Origin of the sequence: Streptomyces sp. PKU-EA00015 (assembly GCF_013387495.1) — a bacterium.
GTDB lineage: Bacteria > Actinomycetota > Actinomycetes > Streptomycetales > Streptomycetaceae > Streptomyces.
Map to the genome: position 1 here is coordinate 1 of NZ_JABZEE010000072.1, position 21,436 is coordinate 21,436.

The following is a 21,436-nucleotide window of genomic DNA, read 5'->3' on the forward strand; positions in this document are numbered from 1 at the left end:
GAACGTGGCGAACTCGACCTCGCGGCTGAGCTCGAAGCGGTCGATCGCCTTGATCAGGCCGATGGTGCCGACCTGGACGATGTCCTCCATCTGCTCGGCGCGGTTGCGGAAGCGGCCGGCCGCGTACTTGACCAGGGCCAGGTTGAGCTCGATCAGAGTGTTGCGGACGTACTGGTACTCATGGGTGCCTTCGTCGAGCGAGGCGAGCCGCTCGAAGAAGACCTTGGAGATCTCGCGTGCGTCCTTGGGTGCAACCTCCCCCGGATTCCGCACATCCGGAAGATTCAGCTCCGCCATATCCGGGCGCTGGACTCCAGGCTGCGTGAGTTCGGTCGGGACCGTGCTCGCCGTGGACACTTCGTCCTCCCCTGCTCCGATGTCAGTGCGAAGGCGCGCCTACCCCGGATGTCCCCACGCATGCACGGGATTTCGGGGGAAGCGGAAAACCCGCGCGGGAACGCGGCGTCCGGCCCCCGCGACCGGCGCGGAAGCCGGACGTGCCGGCCACGCGGGCGCATCAACTCCAGCTGGCGTGCAGCGGCTTGCCCTCCGCGTAACCGGCGGCGCTCTGGACGCCGACGATCGCCTTCTCGGCGAACTCCTCGAGAGAGCCGGCACCGGCGTACGTGCAGGAGGAGCGCACACCCGCGATGATCGAGTCGATCAGGTCCTCGACGCCCGGGCGGGCCGGGTCGAGGAACATGCGCGAGTGGGAGATGCCCTCCTCGAACAGCCCCTTGCGGGCCCGGTCGTACGCGGACTCCTCGCTGGTGCGGTTGCGCACGGCGCGCTTGGACGCCATGCCGAACGACTCCTTGTACAGGCGTCCGTCGGCGGTCTGCTGGAGGTCGCCCGGGGACTCGTACGTCCCGGCGAACCAGGAGCCGATCATCACGTTCGACGCGCCGGCGGCCAGCGCCATGGCGACGTCGCGCGGGTGACGGACACCGCCGTCGGCCCAGACGTGCTTGCCGTACTTCTTCGCCTCGGCGGCGCATTCGAGGACGGCCGAGAACTGCGGGCGGCCCACGCCGGTCATCATGCGGGTGGTGCACATGGCGCCCGGTCCGACACCGACCTTGACGATGTCCGCGCCGGCCTCGACGAGATCGCGCACGCCCTCGGCGGCCACGATGTTGCCCGCGACGATCGGCACGTGCGGGTCGAGGCCCCGCACGGCCCTGATCGCGCTGATCATCGACTCCTGGTGGCCGTGCGCGGTGTCCACGACGAGCGTGTCGACACCGGCGTCCAGCAGTTGCTTGGCCTTGCCGGCCACATCGCCGTTGATGCCGACGGCGGCGGCGATGCGCAGCTTGCCCTGCGCGTCGACGGCCGGGGTGTACAGCGTGGCGCGCAGCGCGCCCTTGCGGGTCAGGACGCCGGCGAGCCTGCCGTCGCCGTCCACCGCGGGGGCGTAGCGGCGGTTGGCGCCGTCGAGCCGGTTGAACGCCTCGCGCGGGTCGATGTCCGCGTCCAGCAGCAGGAGGTCCTTGGACATGACCTCGGACAGCTGGGTGAAGCGGTCCACGCCGGCCAGATCGTGGTCGGTGACGATGCCGATGGGGCGGTGCTCGTCGTCGACGACGACACCGGCGCCGTGGGCCCGCTTGGACAGCAGGGACAGGGCGTCGGCGACGGTCTGGTGCGGCGCGAGGACGATCGGGGTGTCCAGCACGTGGTGGCGGGTCTTGACCCAGGAGATGACGTCGGTGACGACGTCGATCGGGATGTCCTGGGGGATCACGACGAGTCCGCCGCGGCGGGCGACGGTCTCGGCCATCCGGCGGCCGGCGATGGCCGTCATGTTGGCGACGACCAGCGGGACGGTCGTGCCGGTGCCGTCGGGTGAGGACAGGTCCACGCCCTGGCGGGAACCCACGGCCGAACGGCTCGGCACCATGAACACATCGTCGTACGTCAGGTCGTACGGCGGCTTCTGGTCATTGAGGAAACGCACGTGCTGAACATCCCAGTCGATCGGAGGATCCCCGGGCATTGCAGCCGGGGAAAACGCACGTACTTCATTCTCCCATGCCTGGCCTGTTGTCATGCCCCGGCGAAAGCTCCAGTCACGGCGCCGTGCGTCGAGCGGATCCTCCAAAACGGCCGGTCACGGGGGCCGGCGGACCGCGCTGCGACACGCGGTCCGCCGCCCCGTCAGTCGTCCGGGTCCGCGCGCTCCAGCGCGGGCCGCTGGCCGGGTTCCGACGTCAGCAGCAGGTCGGCCACCGCGGTGTCCGTGACCAGGCTGGTCACGAGACCGGAGCGCAGCACCGCCGCGATCGCCTCCGCCTTGCGCTGGCCGCCCGCGATCGCCACGACCTCGGGGATGCGGCGGAGCCGGTCGGCCTCGACCGTGATGCACCGCTCCCCCAGGTCGCGCCCGACGCGGCGGCCCTGTGTGTCGAAGAGGTGCGCGGACATCTCCGCGGCCACGCCGAGCGAGGCGTAGTGCGCGCGCTCCTCGTCGGAGAGCATGTCGTGGACCGTCGAGATGCCCGGCTCCCAGGAGCCGATGGAGACGCAGGCGACGGTCACCTTGTCGAAGTAGTCGAAGGCGCGGGCGATCCCCGTCTGGTGCCGGAGCGCCGCCGCGGTGGCCGGGTCCGGCAGCAGCATCGGCGCGTAGATGGGGTGGGCCTCGCCGCCGGAGACCTGGGCCGCCCGCCGTACCGCCTCGACGGAGCCGCGCTCGGCGGTCCCCGCGTCGTAGACGCCCGTCAGCTGCACGACCGTGCACGGCGGCAGCCGGTCCAGGGCCGCCGCCATGTGGATGGTCGAACGGCCCCAGGCCAGACCCAGTACGTCGCCCTCGTTCACCAGCTCGCCGAGCAGGTCCGCGGCCACCTCGCCCAGGTTTTCCGGGTCGGGCGACTCGTCCGCCTCCGCCGGGGACTCCACGACGACCGCGTGCCGCAGTCCGTAGTGGGCGCGCAGCGCGTCCGAACGCTCGGCGTCGAGCTCGGCGGGCACCCGGATCTCGATCCGTACCAGGTCACGTTCGAGGGCGGTCTCGAGGACCCGCGCGACCTTGAAGCGGCTGACGCCGAATTCCTCCGCGATCTGGATCTTGGACTTGCCCTCGAGATAGAAGCGACGTGCCATGGCCGCCGCCTGCACCAGCTCAGCGGGTCCCATCCGCAGGGCGGACCGTCCCGCCGGCCTAGCAGTCACCGCGATCTCCTCACTGCTGTACACACGTACACACACTCCCGGGTCCGGCCATCCTGTCAGATCCGCCGGTCCTTGATCAGCCCTGATGGGCCAACATCGGTTGAACAAGCGCGGCCATGCAGCGCCTCCTCAGTGGCCGCACGCCCAGGCGGCCGAGGCGGTGGCCGCCGACGCCTGGTCGCGGAGCATTCGCACAGCCGCGGCCGGGTCGTCCGCGTTGTAGACCGCGGAGCCGGCCACGAAGACATCGGCGCCCGCCTCCGCGCACCGCTCGATCGTCGACGCCGACACCCCGCCGTCGACCTGGAGCCACAGCTCGAGACCGTGCTTGGTGATCAGCTCCCGCGTGCGGCGGATCTTCGGCAGCATGATGTCCAGGAACGCCTGCCCGCCGAAGCCCGGCTCCACGGTCATGATCAGCAGCATGTCGAGCTCGGGGAGCAGGTCCTCGTACGGCTCGATCGGCGTCGCGGGCTTGAGCGCCATGGAGGCGCGCGCGCCCTTGGCGCGGATCTCACGGGCGAGACGCACGGGAGCGGCGGCGGCCTCGACGTGGAAGGTGACCGAGCCGGCGCCTGCCTCGACGTACTGCGGAGCCCAGCGGTCGGGGTCCTCGATCATCAGGTGGCAGTCCAGCGGGGTGTCCGTCGCCTTGGCGAGCGACTCCACGACCGGCACGCCCAGGGTCAGATTGGGCACGAAGTGGTTGTCCATCACGTCGACGTGGAGCCAGTCGGCGCCGGCGACGGCCTCGGCCTCCTCCGCCAGTCGCGAGAAGTCGGCGGAGAGGATACTGGGACTGATCTGAACGGCCATGTGCCAAGCCTGCCATGTTCCGGGGCGCTTCCCCTCCCCGGGACGGTACTCGGTACGGACCACTCTCCGGCAGGATGCGCACAGCCCACCGCAATACCGGCCATTCGACCGGCCGTCCCGGCCCTCGCGAGCACTTTGCCGGACGCCGGCAACGGATCGCACCCGAAGTGGTGGCCCCACCGGATCCCAGGGGAGGCCGCGGCGGGCCCACCCGCCGCGGCCCGGCCCGGCTGACGGGCCGGGCCGCGGCTGATACGGGCCGGCCGCCGGTGGCTACGCGGTGCGGCGCAGCAGCGCCAGGTACATCGCGTCGGTCCCGTGCACATGCGGCCACAGCTGGACGTCGGGGCCGTCGCCGAGCGCCGGGACGCCGGGCATCAGCGGCCGCGCGTCCACCAGCTCCGCCTCGGGTGCGGGGCCGCCGCGCCCGCGCAGCACGTCGTCCACGACGACCCGCGTCTCGGCGAGATGCGGCGAGCAGGTGGCGTACCCGACCACGCCGCCGACCCGCACGGCCCTCAACGCCTCGCGCAGCAGGTTCCGTTGGAGCGGCGCGAAGCCCTCCAGGTCCTCCGGGCGGCGGCGCCAGCGGGCCTCGGGCCGGCGGCGCAGCGCGCCGAGACCCGAGCACGGCACGTCGACGAGCACCCGGTCGAAGGACCCGGGGCGCCACGGCGGGCGCGTGCCGTCCGCCGCGATCACCTGGTACGGGCCGGGGTTGCCGGTCAGCGCGCGGTCCACGAGGCGTGCCCGGTGCGGCTGCTTCTCGGAGGCCAGCAACGTCGCGCCGCGACCGGCCGCGAGGGCGCCGAGCAGCGCGGCCTTGCCGCCGGGCCCGGCGCAGCCGTCGAGCCACCGCTCGTCGGATCCGTCCAGCGGGGCGTTGGCCAGGGCGATCGCCACGAGCTGGCTGCCCTCGTCCTGCACGCCGGCGCGCCCCTCGCGCACGGCCGCGATCGCGCCGGGCTCGCCGCCCTCCGCGAGCCGGACGGCGTACGGGGACCAGCGGCCCGGCAGCGCCGAATCCTCGCCCAGCACGTCGAGCAGTTCACCGGTCGTCGCGCGGCCGGGCCGGGCGACCAGGGTCACCTCGGGCCGCTCGTTGTCGGCCTCCAGCAGGTCCTCGATGCCGGCGCGGCCGCCGCCGAGCGAGTCCCACAGCGCGGAGACGACCCAGCGCGGGTGCGAGTGCACGACCGCGAGGTGGTCCTCGGCGTCCTCGTCGTACGGCGGGGCGACGCGCTCCACCCAGGTGTCCAGGTCGTCCTGCGAGATCTTGCGGAGCACGGCGTTCACGAACTTGGCCCGTCCGTCGCCGAGCACCACCCGCGCGAGCTCCACGCTCGCCGACACCGCCGCGTGCGTCGGGATCCGCGTCCCCAGCAGCTGATGCGCGCCGAGCGCGAGCACGTCGAGCACGGGCGGGTCGACCTCGCGCAGCGGCCGGTCGATGCAGGCCGCGATGATCGCGTCGTACGTGCCCTGGCGGCGCAGCGTGCCGTACACGAGCTCCGTGGCGAGCGCCGCGTCCCGCGTGTCGAAGTCGCCCTTGTCGCGGGCCTTCTTCAGCAGGGGCGGCAGGACCAGGTTCGCGTACGCGTCCCGCTCGTCGACGGCCCTCAGCGCCTCGAAGGCGAGGATCCGGACGGGATCCTTCTTGGGCCGGCGGTGCGGCTTGGGGGGACGGCGACGGGACTGCTCGCTCAAAAGGTGCTCCGCGTTCGAAGAGGGTTGAACCCTCCCACCCTACGCCGCCGCGCCGTGCCTCCCGGCGGGACGGCTAGGCGCCGAGCCTCTCGCCCGGGGCGATGCGCACCCCGCGCGCCCAGTCCGCCGCCCGCATCGGCTTCTTGCCCTGGGGCTGGACCCAGAGCAACTCGACGGCGTGCGATCCGGTGCCCGCGTAGACGTTGTTCTTGCCCGGGTCCAGCTCGCCGGGGCCCAGGTCCGTGCGGTCGGGAAGCAGCGTGACCTGGATCAGCTTGAGCCGCTCGCCGCGGAAGAGCGTCCAGGCGCCGGGGGCGGGCGTGCAGCCGCGGACGACGCGGTCGACGCGCAGCGCGGGGGCGGCGAAGTCCACGTGGGCGTCCTCGACGGTGATCTTCGGGGCCAGGGAGACCCCCTCGGCAGGCTGCGGCACGGGCTTCAGGGTGCCGTCCTCGATGCCGTCCATCGTCGCCGAGAGCAGCCCGGCGCCGGCGAAAGCCAGCCGCGTCAGCAGGTCACCGCTGGTGTCGGTGGGCCGCACGGGCTCGGTGATCACGCCGTACACCGGCCCCGAGTCGAGGCCCTCCTCGATCTGGAAGGTGGCGGCACCGGTCATCTCGTCCCCGGCGAGGATCGCGTGCTGGACGGGGGCGGCACCGCGCCAGGCGGGCAGCAGAGAGAAGTGCAGATTGACCCAGCCGCGGGCGGGCACGTCGAGTGCTGCCTTGGGCAGCAGCGCCCCGTAGGCGACGACCGGGCAGCAGTCCGGGGCGATCTCGCGCAGCCGCTCCAGGAACGCCTCGTCGCGCGGCCTGACCGGCTTGAGCACCTCGATCCCGGCCTCCTCGGCGCGCTGGGCGACCGGGCTGGCCACCAGGTGCCTGCCGCGTCCGGCGGGCGCGTCCGGCCTGGTGACCACCGCGGCGACCTCGTGCCGTCCGGAGGCGATCAGAGCGTCCAGGGCGGGGACGGCGACCTCGGGGGTGCCTGCGAAGACGAGCTTCATCGGTGGCTGACTGCCTCTCGGACGTGTGCGGTGCGTACTTGGTGCGACGAGCAGCTCACCAGTCTATGGGGCGGGGCCGCAGGGGGCGTACGGGAGACCACGCGCCGTGTACAAAAGCGCATACGCCCCGAAGCGTGACCAGATCGGCGGCTGGGGCGTTGGTCAAGAGAGATTGACCGAAGCGGGCCGCCCGGATGCGGCCCGGCCCCTTTCAACGCCGGTTCGAGAGGCTTGTCAATGGCCGACCACGCAACCCATGACGCCCAAGCCCGGGCGAGTCTGCACCTGTTGGTGCGGGACATCGAGCGGGTCCGCCGGCAGGTGGACGCATTGCGCACGCTCACCGCCCAGTTGGGCAATGTCTACCGCCCGCGCCGCTCCGGCCCGTCCACGGGCTTCGTCGTCTACGGCAGGGCCCCGGCACCGACCGTCCGTCTCGCGCAGGAGCTGCGCGACAGCGTCGAGACGCTGGTGACCGCGGCCGTGGACTTCGACCGTTCGCTGGGCTTCTCCTGGGACGCGGTGGGCTCGGCGCTCGGGGTCACGAAGCAGGCGGTGCACCGCCGTTACGGTGCCCGCAGGGCGACGCCCCAGCCGGGTGCCGCGGAGCCCGAGCCGACGACGACCCGCACACTGCCGCCGATGCCGGCCGTTCCGGCCGCACGCTCGATGCCCCCGCAGCCGGCGGACCCGCGCCCGGGCGCGTTCCCCGGTCCGCGCAACGGCTGACGCCTGGTGGGGCTGACGTCCCCGCACCCGCAGCCACCCGCTCCCGAGGGGCAGAGACCACCGCCGTGGAGGCGACCGACAGCCGCAACGGCCTCCACCGCGGGAGGGGGCGGGATGAGGCGAAAGGACCTGAGCCGTCGCGAGACGGCACCACGTCCGGCACCCGGAAAGCAGTCCGGGTATCCCCAACTCCCCGAGACTCCGGCCGCCCATGGGGGCACTACCGCCCCGCAGGGTCCCCTCAGCCGATGTCCGGCGGGTCGATCCTGATCCGGACCGGGTCCGTGCCACCACGGGCGAGGCGCGACGCCTGCGCCGACTTGAGAGCAGCCGCCAACGCCGCCCCCCGGCCCGGGGGCACCCGCAGCAGCGCCCGCTCCCAGCGCTCCCCCACCGGGGCCTCCCCGGGCCTGCGCGGCCGACCGGCGTCGGTCACCGGCAGCGGGACCGGTCCCAACACCTCGGCCTCCTCGGGCAGTTCGGCGGCGAGCAGGAACGACGCGACCGCCTCCGGACGGCCCACCACCTCCGCCATCCGCGACACCGGCGGAAACCCGAGCTCCGCCCGCTCGGCGAGCTCCCGCAGCGCATGGCCGACCGGGTCCCACCGCACGAGCGCCTGGACCGGCCGCAGCGTCGGCTCGGCGACGACGACGACCGTGCCGCCCTCCTCCTGGCCCCGCACCAGCGAGGCCGCGGCGATCCAGCGGCGCAGCGCCTCCTCGCCCGCGCGGAGATCGGGCCGCCCGAGCATGGCCCAGCCGTCCAGGAGCAGCGCGGCGGCGTAACCGCCGTCCGCCACGGGCTCGGCGCCCGGCGTGGAGACCACGAGCGCGGGGCGCCCCGGCACGGCGTCCAGCACGTGGTCCCGGCCGGAGGTGCGCACGGGCACGGCGGGAAAGGCGCGGCCCAGTTCCTCCGCCGTACGGCGCGCGCCCACGATCCGGGCCCGCAGCCGGACCGACCCGCACGCGACGCAGTGCCACTCGGGCTCCCCCTGTCCGCACCACGCGCAGCGCAGCTCGCGCTCGTCCGGCGCCTCCAGCGGCCCCGCGCAATGCCGGCACCGCGCCGGCGTGCGGCAGCGTTCGCAGGCGAGCCGGGGCACATAACCGCGGCGGGGGACCTGGACCAGCACGGGTCCGGTCCGCAGCCCGTCCCGTACCGCCTGCCAGGCGAGGCTGGGCAGCCTCGCCGCGCGCGCGGCCTCGTCCCGCGCGAGGTCCTGGTCGCCGACGGTGCGCACCAGGGGCGCCGCGGCCCTGACCCGCGCCCGGTCGGAGACGAGCGGCATCGCCCAGCCGCTCTCGACGAGCTGTGCGGCCTCGACCGTGCAGCTGGTACTGCCCAGCAGGAAGGCGCATCCGTCGTGGGCGGCGCGTAGCTCCAGGACCTCGCGGACGTGGGGGAAGGGGGCGTTGTCGTCGCTGTGGCTCGCGTCGCCGTCGTCCCAGACGACGACCAGCCCGAGGTCCCGCACCGGCGCGAACATGGCGGCCCGGGTGCCCACCACGGCCCGCACGGAGCCCCGGCGCACGGCGAGCCACTGCCGGTAGCGCTTCTCGGGCCCGGATTCGGCGGTCAGGAGGGCGTGGCGGCCCTCGCCCAGCAGAGCCGTGAGGGCGGCGTCCACGCGGGCGGCGCGCCGCCCGTCCGGCACGACGACGAGCGCTCCGCGCCCGGACGCGAGCGTCGCGGCGACCGCGCAAGCCAGTTCCTCGGGCCACTGCGGGCCGGGCAGCGCGGTCCACACGGCACGCGGGGCGCCGCCCGTCGCGAGAGCGTCGATGAAGGCGGCCCCCCGCCCGTACCGCTCCCAGGAGCCTGCTCCGGGAGGGGCAGGCGGCGGCAGCGGCTCGGGCGACGGCTTCGCCTCCGCGCGTCCGTTCCTCGGCGGCACCGCGAGCTGCAGCACGTCGGCGAGGCTGCCCGCGTACCGGTCGGCGACAGCGCGGGCGAGGCGGAGCATCTGCGGGCCGAGGACGGGCTCGGGCGAGACGACGTGGGCGAGTGCCGCGAGGGGGCCGGTGTAGTCGGTCTCGGCCAGGCGCTCGACCAGGAAGCCGTCGATGAGCCCGCCGCCCTCACGGCGTCCGTCCCGCACCCGGTGCGCCCCCGCCCCGAACCGTACGCGCACCCGCACACCGGGCTGTGCCGCGGCGTCGAGCTCCTCGGGGACGGCGTAGTCGAAGAACTGGTCGAGGTGCAGGACGCCCTTGTTGACGACGACCCGCGCGACGGGCAGCTCCCGGGCGAGCGCGGCCCCCCGCCAGGTGCGCGGCTTGGCCTTGGGCACCTTGGCCTTGCGCACGGTCTCCCTGATGAGCGCAAGCTGCTCGGGCCCGCCCGCGGCGGACTCCTCCGGCTGCTCGTCGTCGCTGCTCACAGCCCCATTCCTACCAGAGCCCACTGACAGCGCTCGGGCCCGTCGACCGGGCCGACGGGCCCGAGCACGGCTCTGCGGACAGCCCGGACCGGTACGCCCGGCGGCCGGATCCCCGGCCACCGCCGACGGCCCGGCCTGGGCTGCCTCAGTACGCGCGAGGGCCCCGGACCGACACGGTCCGGGGCCCTCGCGAAAGCCGTACTGCTACAGGCTCACAGCCCCGCCGCCGCGCGCAGCGCGTCGACGCGGTCCGTGCGCTCCCAGGTGAAGTCGGGGAGCTCGCGGCCGAAGTGGCCGTACGCCGCGGTCTGGGCGTAGATCGGGCGGAGCAGGTCGAGGTCGCGGATGATCGCGGCCGGACGCAGGTCGAAGACCTCGGCGATGGCCTGCTCGATCTTTTCGACGTCGATCGTCGCCGTGCCGAAGGTCTCCACGAACAGACCGACGGGCTCGGCCTTGCCGATCGCGTACGCGACCTGGACCTCGCAGCGGGCCGCGAGGCCGGCCGCGACGACGTTCTTCGCCACCCAGCGCATCGCGTAGGCCGCCGAGCGGTCCACCTTGGACGGGTCCTTGCCGGAGAAGGCGCCGCCGCCGTGGCGGGCCATGCCGCCGTAGGTGTCGATGATGATCTTGCGGCCGGTCAGACCGGCGTCGCCCATCGGGCCGCCGATCTCGAAGCGGCCGGTCGGGTTCACCAGGAGGCGGTAGCCGTCGGTGTCCAGCTTGATGCCGTCCTCGACGAGCTGCTTGAGCACGTGCTCGACGACGAATTCGCGGATGTCGGGCGCGAGCAGCGAGTCCAGGTCGATGTCGGACGCGTGCTGCGAGGACACCACCACGGTGTCGAGGCGGACGGCCTTGTCACCGTCGTACTCGATGGTGACCTGGGTCTTGCCGTCGGGACGCAGGTAGGGGATGGTGCCGTTCTTGCGGACCTCGGACAGGCGGCGCGAGAGCCGGTGCGCGAGGTGGATCGGCAGCGGCATCAGCTCGGGCGTCTCGTCGCACGCGTAACCGAACATCAGGCCCTGGTCGCCGGCGCCCTGCTTGTCGAGCTCGTCCTCGTCGCCCTCGACGCGCTTCTCGTACGCCGTGTCGACGCCCTGCGCGATGTCGGGAGACTGCGCGCCGATGGACACCGACACTCCGCAGGAGGCGCCGTCGAAACCCTTCTTCGAGGAGTCGTAACCGATCTCCAGGATCTTGTTGCGCACGAGGGTGGGGATGTCGGCGTACGCCTTGGTGGTCACCTCACCGGCGACGTGCACGAGGCCGGTGGTGATCAGGGTCTCCACGGCGACCCGGGACGTCGGGTCCTCCCGCAGAAGGGCGTCGAGAATCGTGTCGCTGATCTGGTCGGCGATCTTGTCGGGGTGGCCCTCGGTCACGGACTCCGAGGTGAAGAGACGGCGGGACACATCGCTCCCTGGGGTTGCAGCGGCTGCTGGCTGATCATTGACGGACCGGCAGGGGGCTGCGCCCCGCGACGTTCCGCGGACCAGTTTATCGGTCGCTTTCCATCGCCGGACAACCCGTCTCGCAGCTTGGGAGCCCCCTGACCTGTGGTCCATGGCCGAGACGCTATGACCATAGCGCCTGCGGGCTGAGCGATTCGCCACATTTCGCTGGTTTCTCACGGGCGGGCCGTCGCCGGAAATTCGCCCAGAGTTCGTCACACGGCCCGCCGGGCCCTCAGCCGAGCCGCGGGACGACGAGGTCCCAGACCGTGTCGGCGAGGGCCTCCTTGGGCCCGTACGGGACGGGGGTCTCGGCACCGTCGGCGGCCAGGACGACCGCCTCGTTCTCCTCGGCCCCGAAGGTCCTGCGCTCCCCCACCTCGTTGACGACGAGCAGGTCGCACCCCTTGCGGCGCAGCTTGTCGCGTCCGTTGGCGAGGACGTCGTCGGTCTCGGCCGCGAAGCCGACGATCACCTGCCCCGGGCGAGCCCGGTCGGCCGAGATCTCGGCGAGGATGTCGGGGTTGCGCACGAGCGCGACGGTCGGCGCCTCGGTGCCGTCCTTCTTCTTGATCTTGCCCGTGGCGTACTCGGCGGGCCGGAAGTCGGCGACCGCCGCCGCCATGACCACCGCGTCGGCGTCGGCGGCGGCCTTGAGGACCGCCTCGCGCAGCTGGACCGCCGTGCCGACGTGGACGACGTCGACGCCCGCCGGGTCGGCGATGCCGGTGTTCGCCTCGACGAGGGTGACGCGCGCGCCGCGGGCGGCCGCGGTACGGGCCAGGGCGTAGCCCTGCTTGCCGGAGGAGCGGTTGCCGAGGTAGCGGACCGGGTCGAGCGGTTCGCGGGTGCCGCCGGCGCTGACGACGACGTGGCGGCCGGCGAGGTCGGGGGCGGTCACCCCGCGGGCGAGCACCCGCCGGCACACCTCGAAGATCTCGCCCGGCTCGGGCAGCCGGCCCTTGCCGGTGTCGACGCCGGTGAGCCGGCCGACGGCGGGCTCGATGACGACGGCGCCGCGGCGGCGCAGCGTGGCGACGTTCTCCTGGGTGGCGGGGTGCTCCCACATCTCGGTGTGCATCGCGGGAGCGAAGACGACCGGACAGCGGGCCGTGAGCAGCGTGTTGGTGAGCAGGTCGTCGGCGAGGCCGTGAGCGGCCTTGGCGAGCATGTCGGCGGTGGCGGGGGCGACGACGACGAGGTCGGCGTGCTGGCCGATGCGGACGTGCGGGACCTCGTGGACGTCGTTCCAGACCTCGGTGGAGACAGGGTGGCCCGACAGCGCCGACCAGGTCGCGGCGCCGACGAAGTTCAGGGCCGACGCGGTCGGCACGACCCGGACGTCGTGGCCGGACTCGGTGAGCCTGCGCAGCAGCTCGCACGCCTTGTACGCGGCGATGCCGCCGCTGACCCCGAGGACGACCCTCGGCCTGACACTCGCGTCCACTGCACGCCTCCCCGCACTCGGTTGGTTCCCCCATGCTGCATCACTCCGGGGGGACGGCGTTCCGCGCCCCCCGAACAGACCGCAGGCCCGGCGGATGCTCCGCCGGGCCTGTGGTGAAGAACGATGCGTCGCGCCTACTGCGCCGGGCCCTCGATGGCCTCGGAGGTGAGCAGACCCGCGTTGATCTCCCGCAGGGCGATCGAGAGCGGCTTCTCGTGGACGTGGGTGTCCACCAGCGGACCGACGTACTCGAGCAGGCCCTCACCGAGCTGCGAGTAGTACGCGTTGATCTGGCGCGCGCGCTTGGCCGCGTAGATCACGAGGCTGTACTTCGAGTCAGTCGCCTCGAGCAGCTCGTCGATCGGCGGGTTGATGATGCCCTCGGGCGCGGTGATGGAAGAGGACACTCTAAGCCTTCCGAAGAACGTGCAGAAAGATCGGACAAAAGATCAAACAACTGCCATCAAGGCTAGCAGCTCGCGGGCCACGTCCTCGACGGAGGTGTTGACCAGGGTCGTGTCGAACTCCGACTCGGCGGCGAGCTCGACCTTGGCGACCGCCAGCCGGCGCTCGATGACGTCCGCGGACTCGGTGCCGCGGCCGGTGAGCCGACGGACCAGCTCGTCCCAGCTCGGCGGGGCCAGGAAGACCAGCTGCGACTCCGGCATGGACTCCTTGACCTGCCGCGCACCCTGGAGATCGATCTCCAGCAGCACCGGCTCGCCCGCCTCCAGGCGGTCGAGGACCGCGCGACGCGGCGTGCCATAGCGGTTGCCCGCGAACTCGGCCCACTCCAGCAGCTCGCCGTTGGCGACCAGCTTGTCGAACTCCTCGTCCGTGACGAAGAAGTACTGGACGCCGTGCTTCTCGCCGGGCCGCGGCTTCCGGGTGGTCGCCGACACCGAGAGCCAGACTTCGGGGTGGACCTTGCGCATATGGGCGACGACCGTGCTCTTGCCGACCCCGGAGGGGCCGGAGAGCACGGTCAGCCGCGGACGTACCTCTGCTGCCATGCAGCGATTATCCAGGTTCCCGGGGGTGCCCGGGAACGTCAGGCGGCGCCGCCGCCGAACTCGCGCTCCAGGGAAGCGATCTGGTTGGAGCCGAGACCACGGACCCGGCGGCTCTCGGAGATGCCGAGCCGCTCCATGATCTGCTTGGCGCGGACCTTGCCCACGCCCGGCAGGGACTCGAGGAGGGCGGAGACCTTCATCTTGCCGATGACGTCGTTCTCCTGGCCCTGCTTGATGACCTCGTGGAGGGAGGCGCCGGAGTGCTTGAGTCGATTCTTGACCTCGGCCCGCTCCCGGCGAGCCGCGGCGGCCTTTTCGAGCGCGGCTGCGCGCTGTTCAGGGGTAAGGGGCGGAAGAGCCACGCCTACGTCACCTCGGATGTCGAACTGTCGGATACGGACCGGTGAGGAACCTAGTCGCCCCACACCAGGCGAGCAACGAGCAACGCAGGACCCTTTGCGGGACGCCGCCTGCACGTTCGCTCTTGGACGGAGACTAGCGGCCCTCACCGCTCCAGTCAGCGAGAACAGACGAAAAGTCCTGGTCAGCATCGACCGACTAGGACATTTCCGACATAACGACCGGCTTTTCGGCCGAGAAGTCCTGCACGGATCCGCACTCCTGGGTTCTCGGCGGTCACGCAACGCGTGCGACCGGTACCCGAGAGCGCACGCGCACGCTCCTCACCTCCCGGGTCAGACCCCGGCCGACGCCACCGCCTCGCGCACCTCGTCCGTGAACCGCTCGGCGGCGGCCCGCAGCGCGGCCGCGTCCGGGCCCTGCCTGAGCACACCGCGGCTGACGCTCGGCACGACGTTGCCGACGGCCGCGCCGAAGACACCGGGGAGGTCCGCCGGTGTCGCCCCCTGCGCGCCGATGCCCGGAGCCAGCAGCGGGCCGTTGATGTCGAGGTCCACGCCGGCGTCGCCGAGCGTCGCACCGACGACGGCGCCGACGGAGCCGAGCGGCTCGGCGCCCTCGTTCTCGGCGGCCATGTGCTGCAGCATCAGCTGCGCCAGGGACGCGCCGTTCGCCGCCGTGGAGCGCTGCACCTCGGCGCCCTCCGGGTTGGAGGTCAGCGCCAGGACGAAGACGCCGCAGCCGCTCAGTACGGCCTGGTCGAGCGCGGGCCGCAGCGAACCGAAGCCGAGGTACGGGGACACCGTGACGGCGTCCGAGAACAGCGGCGAGCCCTTGCGCAGGAACGTCTCCGCGTACGCGCCCATGGTGGAGCCGATGTCGCCGCGCTTGGCGTCCATGAGGACCAGCGCGCCGGCGGCCCGTGCCTCCTCGACGGCCTTCTCCAGGACGGCGATGCCGCGCGAGCCGAAGCGCTCGAAGAACGCGGACTGCGGCTTCAGGACGGCGACCCGGTCGGCGAGCGCCTCGACCGTGGTGCGGGTGAACCGCTCCAGGCCGGCGACGTCGTCGTCCAGGCCCCAGGCGGTCAGCAGCGAGGCGTGCGGGTCGATGCCGACGCACAGCGGACCGCGGGTGTCCATGGCGTGGCGCAGGCGTGTGCCGAAGGGCTCCAGAGGACTCATGCGGTGACCTTTCGCGTCTCGGCGCCGACGGCATCGGCGAGGGTGGCGTACGGGCTGGCCGCGAGGCGCGCGGCGAGGCCCTTGTGGATCGCGCGGGCGTAGAACGGGCCTTCGTAGACGAAGGCGCTGTAGCCCTGGACGAGGGTGGCGCCGGCGAGGATGCGCTGCCAGGCGTCCTCGGCGTTCTCGATGCCGCCGACGCCGACGAGGGTGATGCGGTCCCCGACGCGGGCGTACAGGCGGCGCAGGACCTCCAGGGAGCGCGCCTTGACCGGGGCGCCGGACAGGCCGCCGGTCTCCCCGATGAGTTCGGGCGAGGACGTCAGCCCGAGGCCCTCACGGGCGATCGTGGTGTTGGTGGCGATGATGCCGTCGAGGCCCAGCTCGACCGCGAGGTCCGCCACGGCGTCGAGGTCCTCGTCCGCCAGATCGGGGGCGATCTTGACCAGGAGCGGGACGCGGCGGTCGGTGACGGTGCGGTCCGCCGCCTCGCGCACGGCGGTGAGCAGCGGGCGCAGCGACTCGGTGGCCTGGAGATTGCGCAGGCCGGGGGTGTTGGGCGAGGAGACGTTGACGACGAGGTAGTCGGCGTGGGCGGCCAGGCGCTCGGTCGACTTCACGTAGTCGGCGGCGGCCTCGGCCTCCGGGACGACCTTGGTCTTGCCGATGTTGACGCCGACGACGGTCCTGAAGACCGGTACCCGGGCGCGCAGCCGTTCGGCGACCACGGCCGAGCCCTCGTTGTTGAAGCCCATGCGGTTGATCAAGGCGCGGTCCGGGACCAGCCGGAAGAGCCGCTTCCTGGGGTTGCCGGGCTGGGCCTCCCCCGTGACCGTGCCGATCTCGACATGGTCGAAGCCCAGCATCGCCATGCCGTCGATGGCGACGGCGTTCTTGTCGAAGCCGGCCGCGAGCCCGAACGGGCCGTGCATGCGCAGACCGAGGGCCTCGGTGCGCAGCTCCTTGTGGCGGGGGGCGAGCACCGCGGCGACGAAGGTGCGCAGGACGGGCACGCGGGCCGCGAGGCGGATCCACCGGAAGGCCAGGTAGTGGGCCTCCTCCGGGTCCATGCGCTGGAAGACGAGGTGGAAGAAGAACTTGTACATGGGAAGTGGTGTCCTCATGAGGAGGGGGACACCGTTTCCGGTGTCCCCCTCATGGCTGCTAGTCGCGGGCCGCGGTCAGGTGTTCCGCGTGTTCCTGGAGCGATCGGACGCCCACGCCGCCGTGGTTGAGGGCGTCGATGCCCTGGACCGCCGCGGCGAGCGCCTGGACCGTCGTGAGGCACGGTACGGAGCGGGCGACCGCCGCCGTACGGATGTCGTAGCCGTCGAGGCGGCCGCCGGTGCCGTAGGGGGTGTTGACGATGAGGTCGACCTCGCCGTCGTGGATGAGCTGGACGATGGTCCGCTCACCGTCCGGCCCCGGGCCCTCGGACTGCTTGCGCACGATGGTGGCGTTGATGCCGTTGCGCTTGAGCACCTCGGCCGTGCCGGACGTGGCGAGCAGCTCGAAGCCGTGCGCGACCAGCTCGCGCGCCGGGAAGATCATCGAGCGCTTGTCGCGGTTGGCGACGGAGACGAAGGCGCGTCCCTTGGTGGGCAGGGGGCCGTAGGCGGCGGCCTGCGACTTGGCGTACGCCGTGCCGAAGACCGAGTCGATGCCCATGACCTCACCGGTGGAGCGCATCTCCGGGCCGAGGATGGTGTCCACGCCGCGACCGTGCACGTCGCGGAAGCGCGACCAGGGCATGACGGCCTCCTTGACGGAGATCGGCGCGTCCAGCGGCAGGGTGCCGCCGTCGCCGTTCTTCGGCAGCAGGCCCTCCTCGCGCAGCTCGGCGATGGTCGCGCCGAGCGAGATGCGCGCGGCGGCCTTGGCGAGCGGGACCGCGGTCGCCTTCGAGGTGAAGGGGACGGTCCGGGAGGCGCGCGGGTTGGCCTCGAGGACGTACAGGATGTCGCCGGCCATCGCGAACTGGATGTTGATCAGGCCGCGGACGCCGACGCCCTTCGCGATCGCCTCGGTGGAGGCGCGCAGGCGCTTGATGTCGAAGCCGCCGAGGGTGATCGGGGGCAGGGCGCAGGCCGAGTCGCCGGAGTGGATGCCGGCCTCCTCGATGTGCTCCATGACGCCGCCGAGGTAGAGCTCGGTGCCGTCGTAGAGGGCGTCGACGTCGATCTCGATCGCGTCGTCGAGGAAGCGGTCGACGAGCACGGGGCGGGTCGGGGAGATCTCGGTGGACTCGGCGATGTAGGCCTCAAGCCGCGCCTCGTCGTAGACGATCTCCATGCCCCGGCCGCCGAGCACGTACGACGGGCGGACCAGGACCGGGTAGCCGATCTCGTCGGCGATGGCCTTGGCGCCGGCGAAGGTGGTGGCCGTGCCGTGCTTGGGCGCGGGCAGGCCGGCATCGGCGAGGACCTGGCCGAAGGCGCCGCGGTCCTCGGCGGCGTGGATGGCCTCCGGGGAGGTGCCGACGACCGGGACGCCGTTGTCCTTCAGCGCCTGGGCGAGACCCAGCGGGGTCTGGCCGCCGAGCTGGACGACGACGCCGGCGATGGGACCGGCGAGCGACTCGGCGTGGACGATCTCCAGCACGTCCTCGAGCGTGAGCGGCTCGAAGTACAGGCGGTCGGAGGTGTCGTAGTCCGTGGAGACGGTCTCCGGGTTGCAGTTGACCATCACGGTCTCGTACCCGGCGTCGTGCAGTGCGAAGGAGGCGTGGACACAGGAGTAGTCGAACTCGATGCCCTGGCCGATGCGGTTGGGGCCGGAGCCGAGGATGATCACGGCGGGCCGGGTGCGCGGCGCGACCTCGGACTCCTCGTCGTAGGACGAGTAGAAGTACGGGGTCCGGGCGGCGAACTCCGCGGCGCAGGTGTCGACCGTCTTGTAGACCGGGCGGATGCCGAGCGCGTGCCGCACCTCGCGCACCACGTCCTCGCGCAGGCCGCGGATCTCGGCGATCTGGGCGTCGGAGAAGCCGTGTCGCTTGGCCTCGGCGAGCAGCTCTGGGTAGAGCTTCTCGGCGGCGGCGAGCTCGTCGGCGTACTCCTTGATCAGGAACAGCTGGTCGACGAACCAGGGGTCGATCTTCGTCGCCTCGAAGACCTCCTCGGGCGTGGCGCCCGCGCGGATGGCCTGCATGACGGTGTTGATCCGGCCGTCGGTCGGGCGCACGGCCTCGCGCAGCAGCTCGTCCTTGTCGCCGGGCTCGCCGGTGAAGGAGAACTGGCTGCCCTTCTTCTCCAGGGAGCGCAGGGCCTTCTGGAGCGCCTCGGTGAAGTTCCGGCCGATGGCCATGGCCTCGCCGACGGACTTCATGGTGGTGGTGAGGGTGGCGTCGGCGGACGGGAACTTTTCGAAGGCGAACCGCGGAGCCTTGACCACGACGTAGTCGAGGGTCGGCTCGAAGGAGGCCGGCGTCTTCTCCGTGATGTCGTTCGGGATCTCGTCCAGCGTGTAGCCGACGGCGAGCTTCGCGGCGATCTTGGCGATCGGGAAGCCGGTGGCCTTGGACGCGAGCGCGGAGGACCGGGAGACGCGCGGGTTCATCTCGATGACGATGATCCGGCCGTCGTCGGGGTTGACGGCGAACTGGATGTTGCAGCCGCCGGTGTCCACGCCGACCTCGCGGATGATCGCGATGCCGATGTCGCGCAGGCGCTGGTACTCGCGGTCGGTGAGGGTCATCGCCGGGGCGACGGTGATGGAGTCACCGGTGTGGACGCCCATCGGGTCGAAGTTCTCGATGGAGCAGACGACCACGACGTTGTCGTTCTTGTCGCGCATCAGCTCCAGCTCGTACTCCTTCCAGCCGAGGATGGACTCCTCCAGGAGCACCTCGGTGGTCGGGGAGAGCGTGAGGCCCTGGCCGGCGATCCGGCGCAGCTCGTCCTCGTCGTGGGCGAAGCCGGAGCCGGCGCCGCCCATGGTGAAGGACGGGCGGACGACGACGGGGTAGCCGCCGAGGGTCTCGACGCCCTTGATGACGTCGTCCATGGAGTGGCAGATGACCGAGCGGGCGGACTCGCCGTGGCCGATCTTCTCCCGGACGGCCTCCACGACCTCCTTGAACAGGTCGCGGTCCTCGCCCTTGTTGATGGCCTCGACGTTGGCGCCGATCAGCTCGACGCCGTACTTCTCCAGCACACCCTGCTCGTGCATGGAGATGGCGGTGTTGAGCGCGGTCTGGCCGCCGAGGGTGGGCAGCAGCGCGTCGGGGCGCTCCTTGGCGATGATCTTCTCGACGAACTCGGGGGTGATCGGCTCGACGTAGGTGGCGTCGGCGATCTCCGGGTCGGTCATGATCGTGGCCGGGTTGGAGTTGACCAGGATGACGCGCAGTCCCTCGGACTTCAGGACGCGGCAGGCCTGGGTGCCGGAGTAGTCGAACTCGGCGGCCTGGCCGATGACGATCGGGCCGGAGCCGATGACCAGGACGGACTGGATATCGGTGCGCTTAGGCACGCTCGGCCTCCATCAGGGATACGAAGCGGTCGAAGAGGTACGCGGCGTCGTGCGGGCCGGCAGCCGCCTCGGGGTGGTACTGGACGCTGAAGGCCGGCTGGTCGAGCAGCTGCAGGCCCTCCACCACGTTGTCGTTCAGGCAGACGTGGGAGACCTCGGCGCGGCCGTAGGGAGTGTCGGAGACCTTGTCGAGGGGCGCCTCGACGGCGAATCCGTGGTTGTGCGCGGTGACCTCGACCTTGCCGGTCGTGCGGTCCTGCACGGGCTGGTTGATGCCGCGGTGGCCGTACTTCAGCTTGTACGTGCCGAAGCCGAGCGCACGGCCGAGCAGCTGGTTGCCGAAGCAGATGCCGAACAGCGGCGTCCTGCGCTCCAGCACCGCCTTGATGACGGTCAGGTCGGCGGTGGCGGGGTCGCCGGGGCCGTTCGAGAGGAACACGCCGTCGGGGTCCACCGCGTAGACGTCGTCGGCGGTGGCGGTCGCGGGCAGGACGTGCACCTCGATGCCGCGCTCCGCCATGCGGTGCGGGGTCATGCCCTTGATACCGAGGTCGAGGGCGGCGACGGTGAACTTCTTCTCGCCGATGGCCGGGACGACGTACGCCTCGGTGGTGGCGACCTCGGAGGAGAGGTCGGCGCCCTTCATCTCGGGGGCCTGCTGGACCCGGGCGAGCAGGGTGGCGTTGTCGGCCAGCGCCTCGCCGGAGAAGATGCCGACGCGCATGGCGCCGCGCTCGCGCAGGTGGCGGGTGAGCGCGCGGGTGTCGATGCCGCTGATGCCGACGATGCCCTGGGCGGTCAGCTGCTCGTCGAGGGAGCGGCGCGAGCGCCAGTTGGACGGGATGCGGGCGGGGTCACGGACGACGTAGCCGGCGACCCAGATCTGCTTCGACTCGTCGTCCTCGTCGTTGACGCCGGTGTTGCCGACGTGCGGCGCGGTCATGACCACGACCTGGCGGTGGTACGACGGGTCCGTCAGGGTCTCCTGGTAGCCCGTCATGCCGGTGTTGAACACCGCCTCGCCGAAGGTCTCCCCCACGGCCCCGTAGGCACGGCCGCGGAAGGTGCGGCCGTCCTCCAGGACGAGTACGGCGGGAGCCTTGGCGGCTCCCCTGGTGGAGGTCGTCATCGTGCGGTGCCTTCCGTCGTCTTGATCATGGTGTTGAGGGTGTCGGCCCAGGTGCTCTGCTCGGCCGCGTGGTCGGAGCGGAAGCCGGAGTCGATGAGCCTGCCGCCGTGTGCCCAGGTGACGATCAGCAGACCGCCCTCGGCGAGGACCTTGCCCGCGATGCCCTTGTCGAGCCGGGCCTCGCGCAGCGCCTTTCTCGGTACGAAGAAGTCCTGCGCCCCGGGCCGTACGACATCCAGTCCGGCGTCCGTGAGCGTGAGCTCGACCCGGCTGCGCACGCCGAGGCCGTGGGCGACGATCCGGTCGAGCCACTGCCCGGCGGTCGTGGATCCGTGGTAGCGGCCGCTCATCGTCAGTTTCGCCTCGCCGGGCTGCTCCGGCACGGCCGGGAGCTCGGGCAGGTCGGACTGGAGGCTGCCGCGCCACTTCCAGCCCTGGCGCATCAGCCAGTAGACGAAGGCGATGAAGAGCAGCAGTCCGGCGACCCAGCCGAGGCGGGCCGCCCAGTCGGTCACCTCCGCGGACTTCTGCTCCGCCGCCATGGTGATG

Annotated in this window: 18 protein-coding genes; 1 reads left to right on the forward strand and 17 read right to left on the reverse strand. The window is 72.1% G+C overall.

The features are described 5' to 3' along the window. The 6 genes from HW130_RS32050 to fmt all read right to left on the reverse strand — a co-directional run. On the reverse strand, positions 1-357 hold a 357-nt coding region (locus HW130_RS32050; RefSeq protein WP_375256607.1), incomplete at its 3' end, for a sigma factor. Positions 358-517: 160 nt separating this feature from the next. Next, a complete protein-coding gene (locus tag HW130_RS32055) occupies positions 518-1,999 on the reverse strand; it encodes a GuaB1 family IMP dehydrogenase-related protein (RefSeq protein ID WP_177153285.1) in 1,482 nt (493 codons plus the stop codon). A gap of 161 nt (positions 2,000-2,160) precedes the next feature. Further along, a complete protein-coding gene (locus HW130_RS32060; protein ID WP_177153286.1) occupies positions 2,161-3,201 on the reverse strand; it encodes a sugar-binding transcriptional regulator in 1,041 nt (346 codons plus the stop codon). Positions 3,202-3,306: 105 nt separating this feature from the next. Next, positions 3,307-3,993 (reverse strand): ribulose-phosphate 3-epimerase, encoded by a 687-nt coding sequence (gene rpe, locus HW130_RS32065; RefSeq protein WP_177153287.1) that lies wholly within the window; start codon positions 3,991-3,993, stop codon positions 3,307-3,309. A 273-nt stretch (positions 3,994-4,266) separates the two neighbouring features. After that, positions 4,267-5,700, reverse strand: a complete 1,434-nt coding sequence (locus HW130_RS32070; RefSeq protein WP_177153288.1) for an RsmB/NOP family class I SAM-dependent RNA methyltransferase — start codon at positions 5,698-5,700, stop codon at positions 4,267-4,269. A 73-nt stretch (positions 5,701-5,773) separates the two neighbouring features. After that, the gene (gene fmt, locus HW130_RS32075; RefSeq protein WP_177153289.1) at positions 5,774-6,706 is read right to left on the reverse strand and encodes a methionyl-tRNA formyltransferase; all 933 of its coding nucleotides are present in this window, start codon (positions 6,704-6,706) and stop codon (positions 5,774-5,776) included. A gap of 237 nt (positions 6,707-6,943) precedes the next feature. Between fmt and HW130_RS32080 the strand changes: the two genes are divergently transcribed. Then, positions 6,944-7,435 (forward strand): hypothetical protein, encoded by a 492-nt coding sequence (locus HW130_RS32080; RefSeq protein ID WP_177153290.1) that lies wholly within the window; start codon positions 6,944-6,946, stop codon positions 7,433-7,435. A 241-nt stretch (positions 7,436-7,676) separates the two neighbouring features. Here HW130_RS32080 and HW130_RS32085 read toward each other — a convergent pair whose 3' ends face one another. From HW130_RS32085 to HW130_RS32135, 11 genes are all read right to left on the reverse strand, one after another. After that, positions 7,677-9,821, reverse strand: a complete 2,145-nt coding sequence (locus HW130_RS32085) for a primosomal protein N' (RefSeq protein WP_177153291.1) — start codon at positions 9,819-9,821, stop codon at positions 7,677-7,679. 212 nt (positions 9,822-10,033) lie between these two features. Then, entirely contained in the window at positions 10,034-11,242 is a 1,209-nt protein-coding gene (gene metK, locus HW130_RS32090; protein ID WP_177153292.1) for a methionine adenosyltransferase, read from the reverse strand. A 274-nt stretch (positions 11,243-11,516) separates the two neighbouring features. After that, complete coding sequence (gene coaBC, locus HW130_RS32095) at positions 11,517-12,728, reverse strand: bifunctional phosphopantothenoylcysteine decarboxylase/phosphopantothenate--cysteine ligase CoaBC (RefSeq protein ID WP_177153293.1); 1,212 nt, start codon at positions 12,726-12,728, stop codon at positions 11,517-11,519. A gap of 134 nt (positions 12,729-12,862) precedes the next feature. Then, positions 12,863-13,135, reverse strand: a complete 273-nt coding sequence (gene rpoZ / locus HW130_RS32100) for a DNA-directed RNA polymerase subunit omega (protein WP_005319902.1) — start codon at positions 13,133-13,135, stop codon at positions 12,863-12,865. Positions 13,136-13,177: 42 nt separating this feature from the next. Continuing rightward, positions 13,178-13,741 (reverse strand): guanylate kinase, encoded by a 564-nt coding sequence (gene gmk / locus HW130_RS32105; protein ID WP_177153294.1) that lies wholly within the window; start codon positions 13,739-13,741, stop codon positions 13,178-13,180. Positions 13,742-13,779: 38 nt separating this feature from the next. Beyond that, positions 13,780-14,103, reverse strand: a complete 324-nt coding sequence (locus HW130_RS32110; protein ID WP_005319887.1) for an integration host factor — start codon at positions 14,101-14,103, stop codon at positions 13,780-13,782. A gap of 333 nt (positions 14,104-14,436) precedes the next feature. Beyond that, positions 14,437-15,285: an orotidine-5'-phosphate decarboxylase gene (gene pyrF, locus HW130_RS32115; protein ID WP_177153295.1), complete on the reverse strand. Its 849-nt coding sequence runs from the start codon at positions 15,283-15,285 to the stop codon at positions 14,437-14,439. After that, the gene (locus tag HW130_RS32120; RefSeq protein WP_177153296.1) at positions 15,282-16,391 is read right to left on the reverse strand and encodes a quinone-dependent dihydroorotate dehydrogenase; all 1,110 of its coding nucleotides are present in this window, start codon (positions 16,389-16,391) and stop codon (positions 15,282-15,284) included. Before HW130_RS32120 ends, pyrF begins: the two co-directional genes overlap by 4 nt. 58 nt (positions 16,392-16,449) lie before the next feature. After that, a complete protein-coding gene (gene carB / locus HW130_RS32125; protein WP_177153297.1) occupies positions 16,450-19,758 on the reverse strand; it encodes a carbamoyl-phosphate synthase large subunit in 3,309 nt (1,102 codons plus the stop codon). Beyond that, positions 19,751-20,887: a glutamine-hydrolyzing carbamoyl-phosphate synthase small subunit gene (carA, locus tag HW130_RS32130; protein ID WP_177153298.1), complete on the reverse strand. Its 1,137-nt coding sequence runs from the start codon at positions 20,885-20,887 to the stop codon at positions 19,751-19,753. The genes carB and carA overlap by 8 nt, the downstream gene beginning before the upstream one ends. Continuing rightward, a complete protein-coding gene (locus HW130_RS32135; RefSeq protein WP_177153305.1) occupies positions 20,884-21,429 on the reverse strand; it encodes a hypothetical protein in 546 nt (181 codons plus the stop codon). The genes carA and HW130_RS32135 overlap by 4 nt, the downstream gene beginning before the upstream one ends. Between the last annotated feature and the right edge of the window lie 7 nt (positions 21,430-21,436).

Bases quoted from the DNA above. Each gene is read 5' to 3' on its own strand.
- HW130_RS32135 (WP_177153305.1), bottom strand. From the start codon at position 21,429: ATGGCGGCGGAGCAGAAGTCCGCGGAGGTGACCGACTGGGCGGCCCGC.
- HW130_RS32120 (WP_177153296.1), bottom strand. From the start codon at position 16,391: ATGTACAAGTTCTTCTTCCACCTCGTCTTCCAGCGCATGGACCCGGAG.
- pyrF (WP_177153295.1), bottom strand. From the start codon at position 15,285: ATGAGTCCTCTGGAGCCCTTCGGCACACGCCTGCGCCACGCCATGGAC.
- fmt (WP_177153289.1), bottom strand. From the start codon at position 6,706: ATGAAGCTCGTCTTCGCAGGCACCCCCGAGGTCGCCGTCCCCGCCCTG.
- HW130_RS32080 (WP_177153290.1), top strand. From the start codon at position 6,944: ATGGCCGACCACGCAACCCATGACGCCCAAGCCCGGGCGAGTCTGCAC.
- HW130_RS32055 (WP_177153285.1), bottom strand. From the start codon at position 1,999: ATGCCCGGGGATCCTCCGATCGACTGGGATGTTCAGCACGTGCGTTTC.
- rpe (WP_177153287.1), bottom strand. From the start codon at position 3,993: ATGGCCGTTCAGATCAGTCCCAGTATCCTCTCCGCCGACTTCTCGCGA.
- gmk (WP_177153294.1), bottom strand. From the start codon at position 13,741: ATGGCAGCAGAGGTACGTCCGCGGCTGACCGTGCTCTCCGGCCCCTCC.
- carA (WP_177153298.1), bottom strand. From the start codon at position 20,887: ATGACGACCTCCACCAGGGGAGCCGCCAAGGCTCCCGCCGTACTCGTC.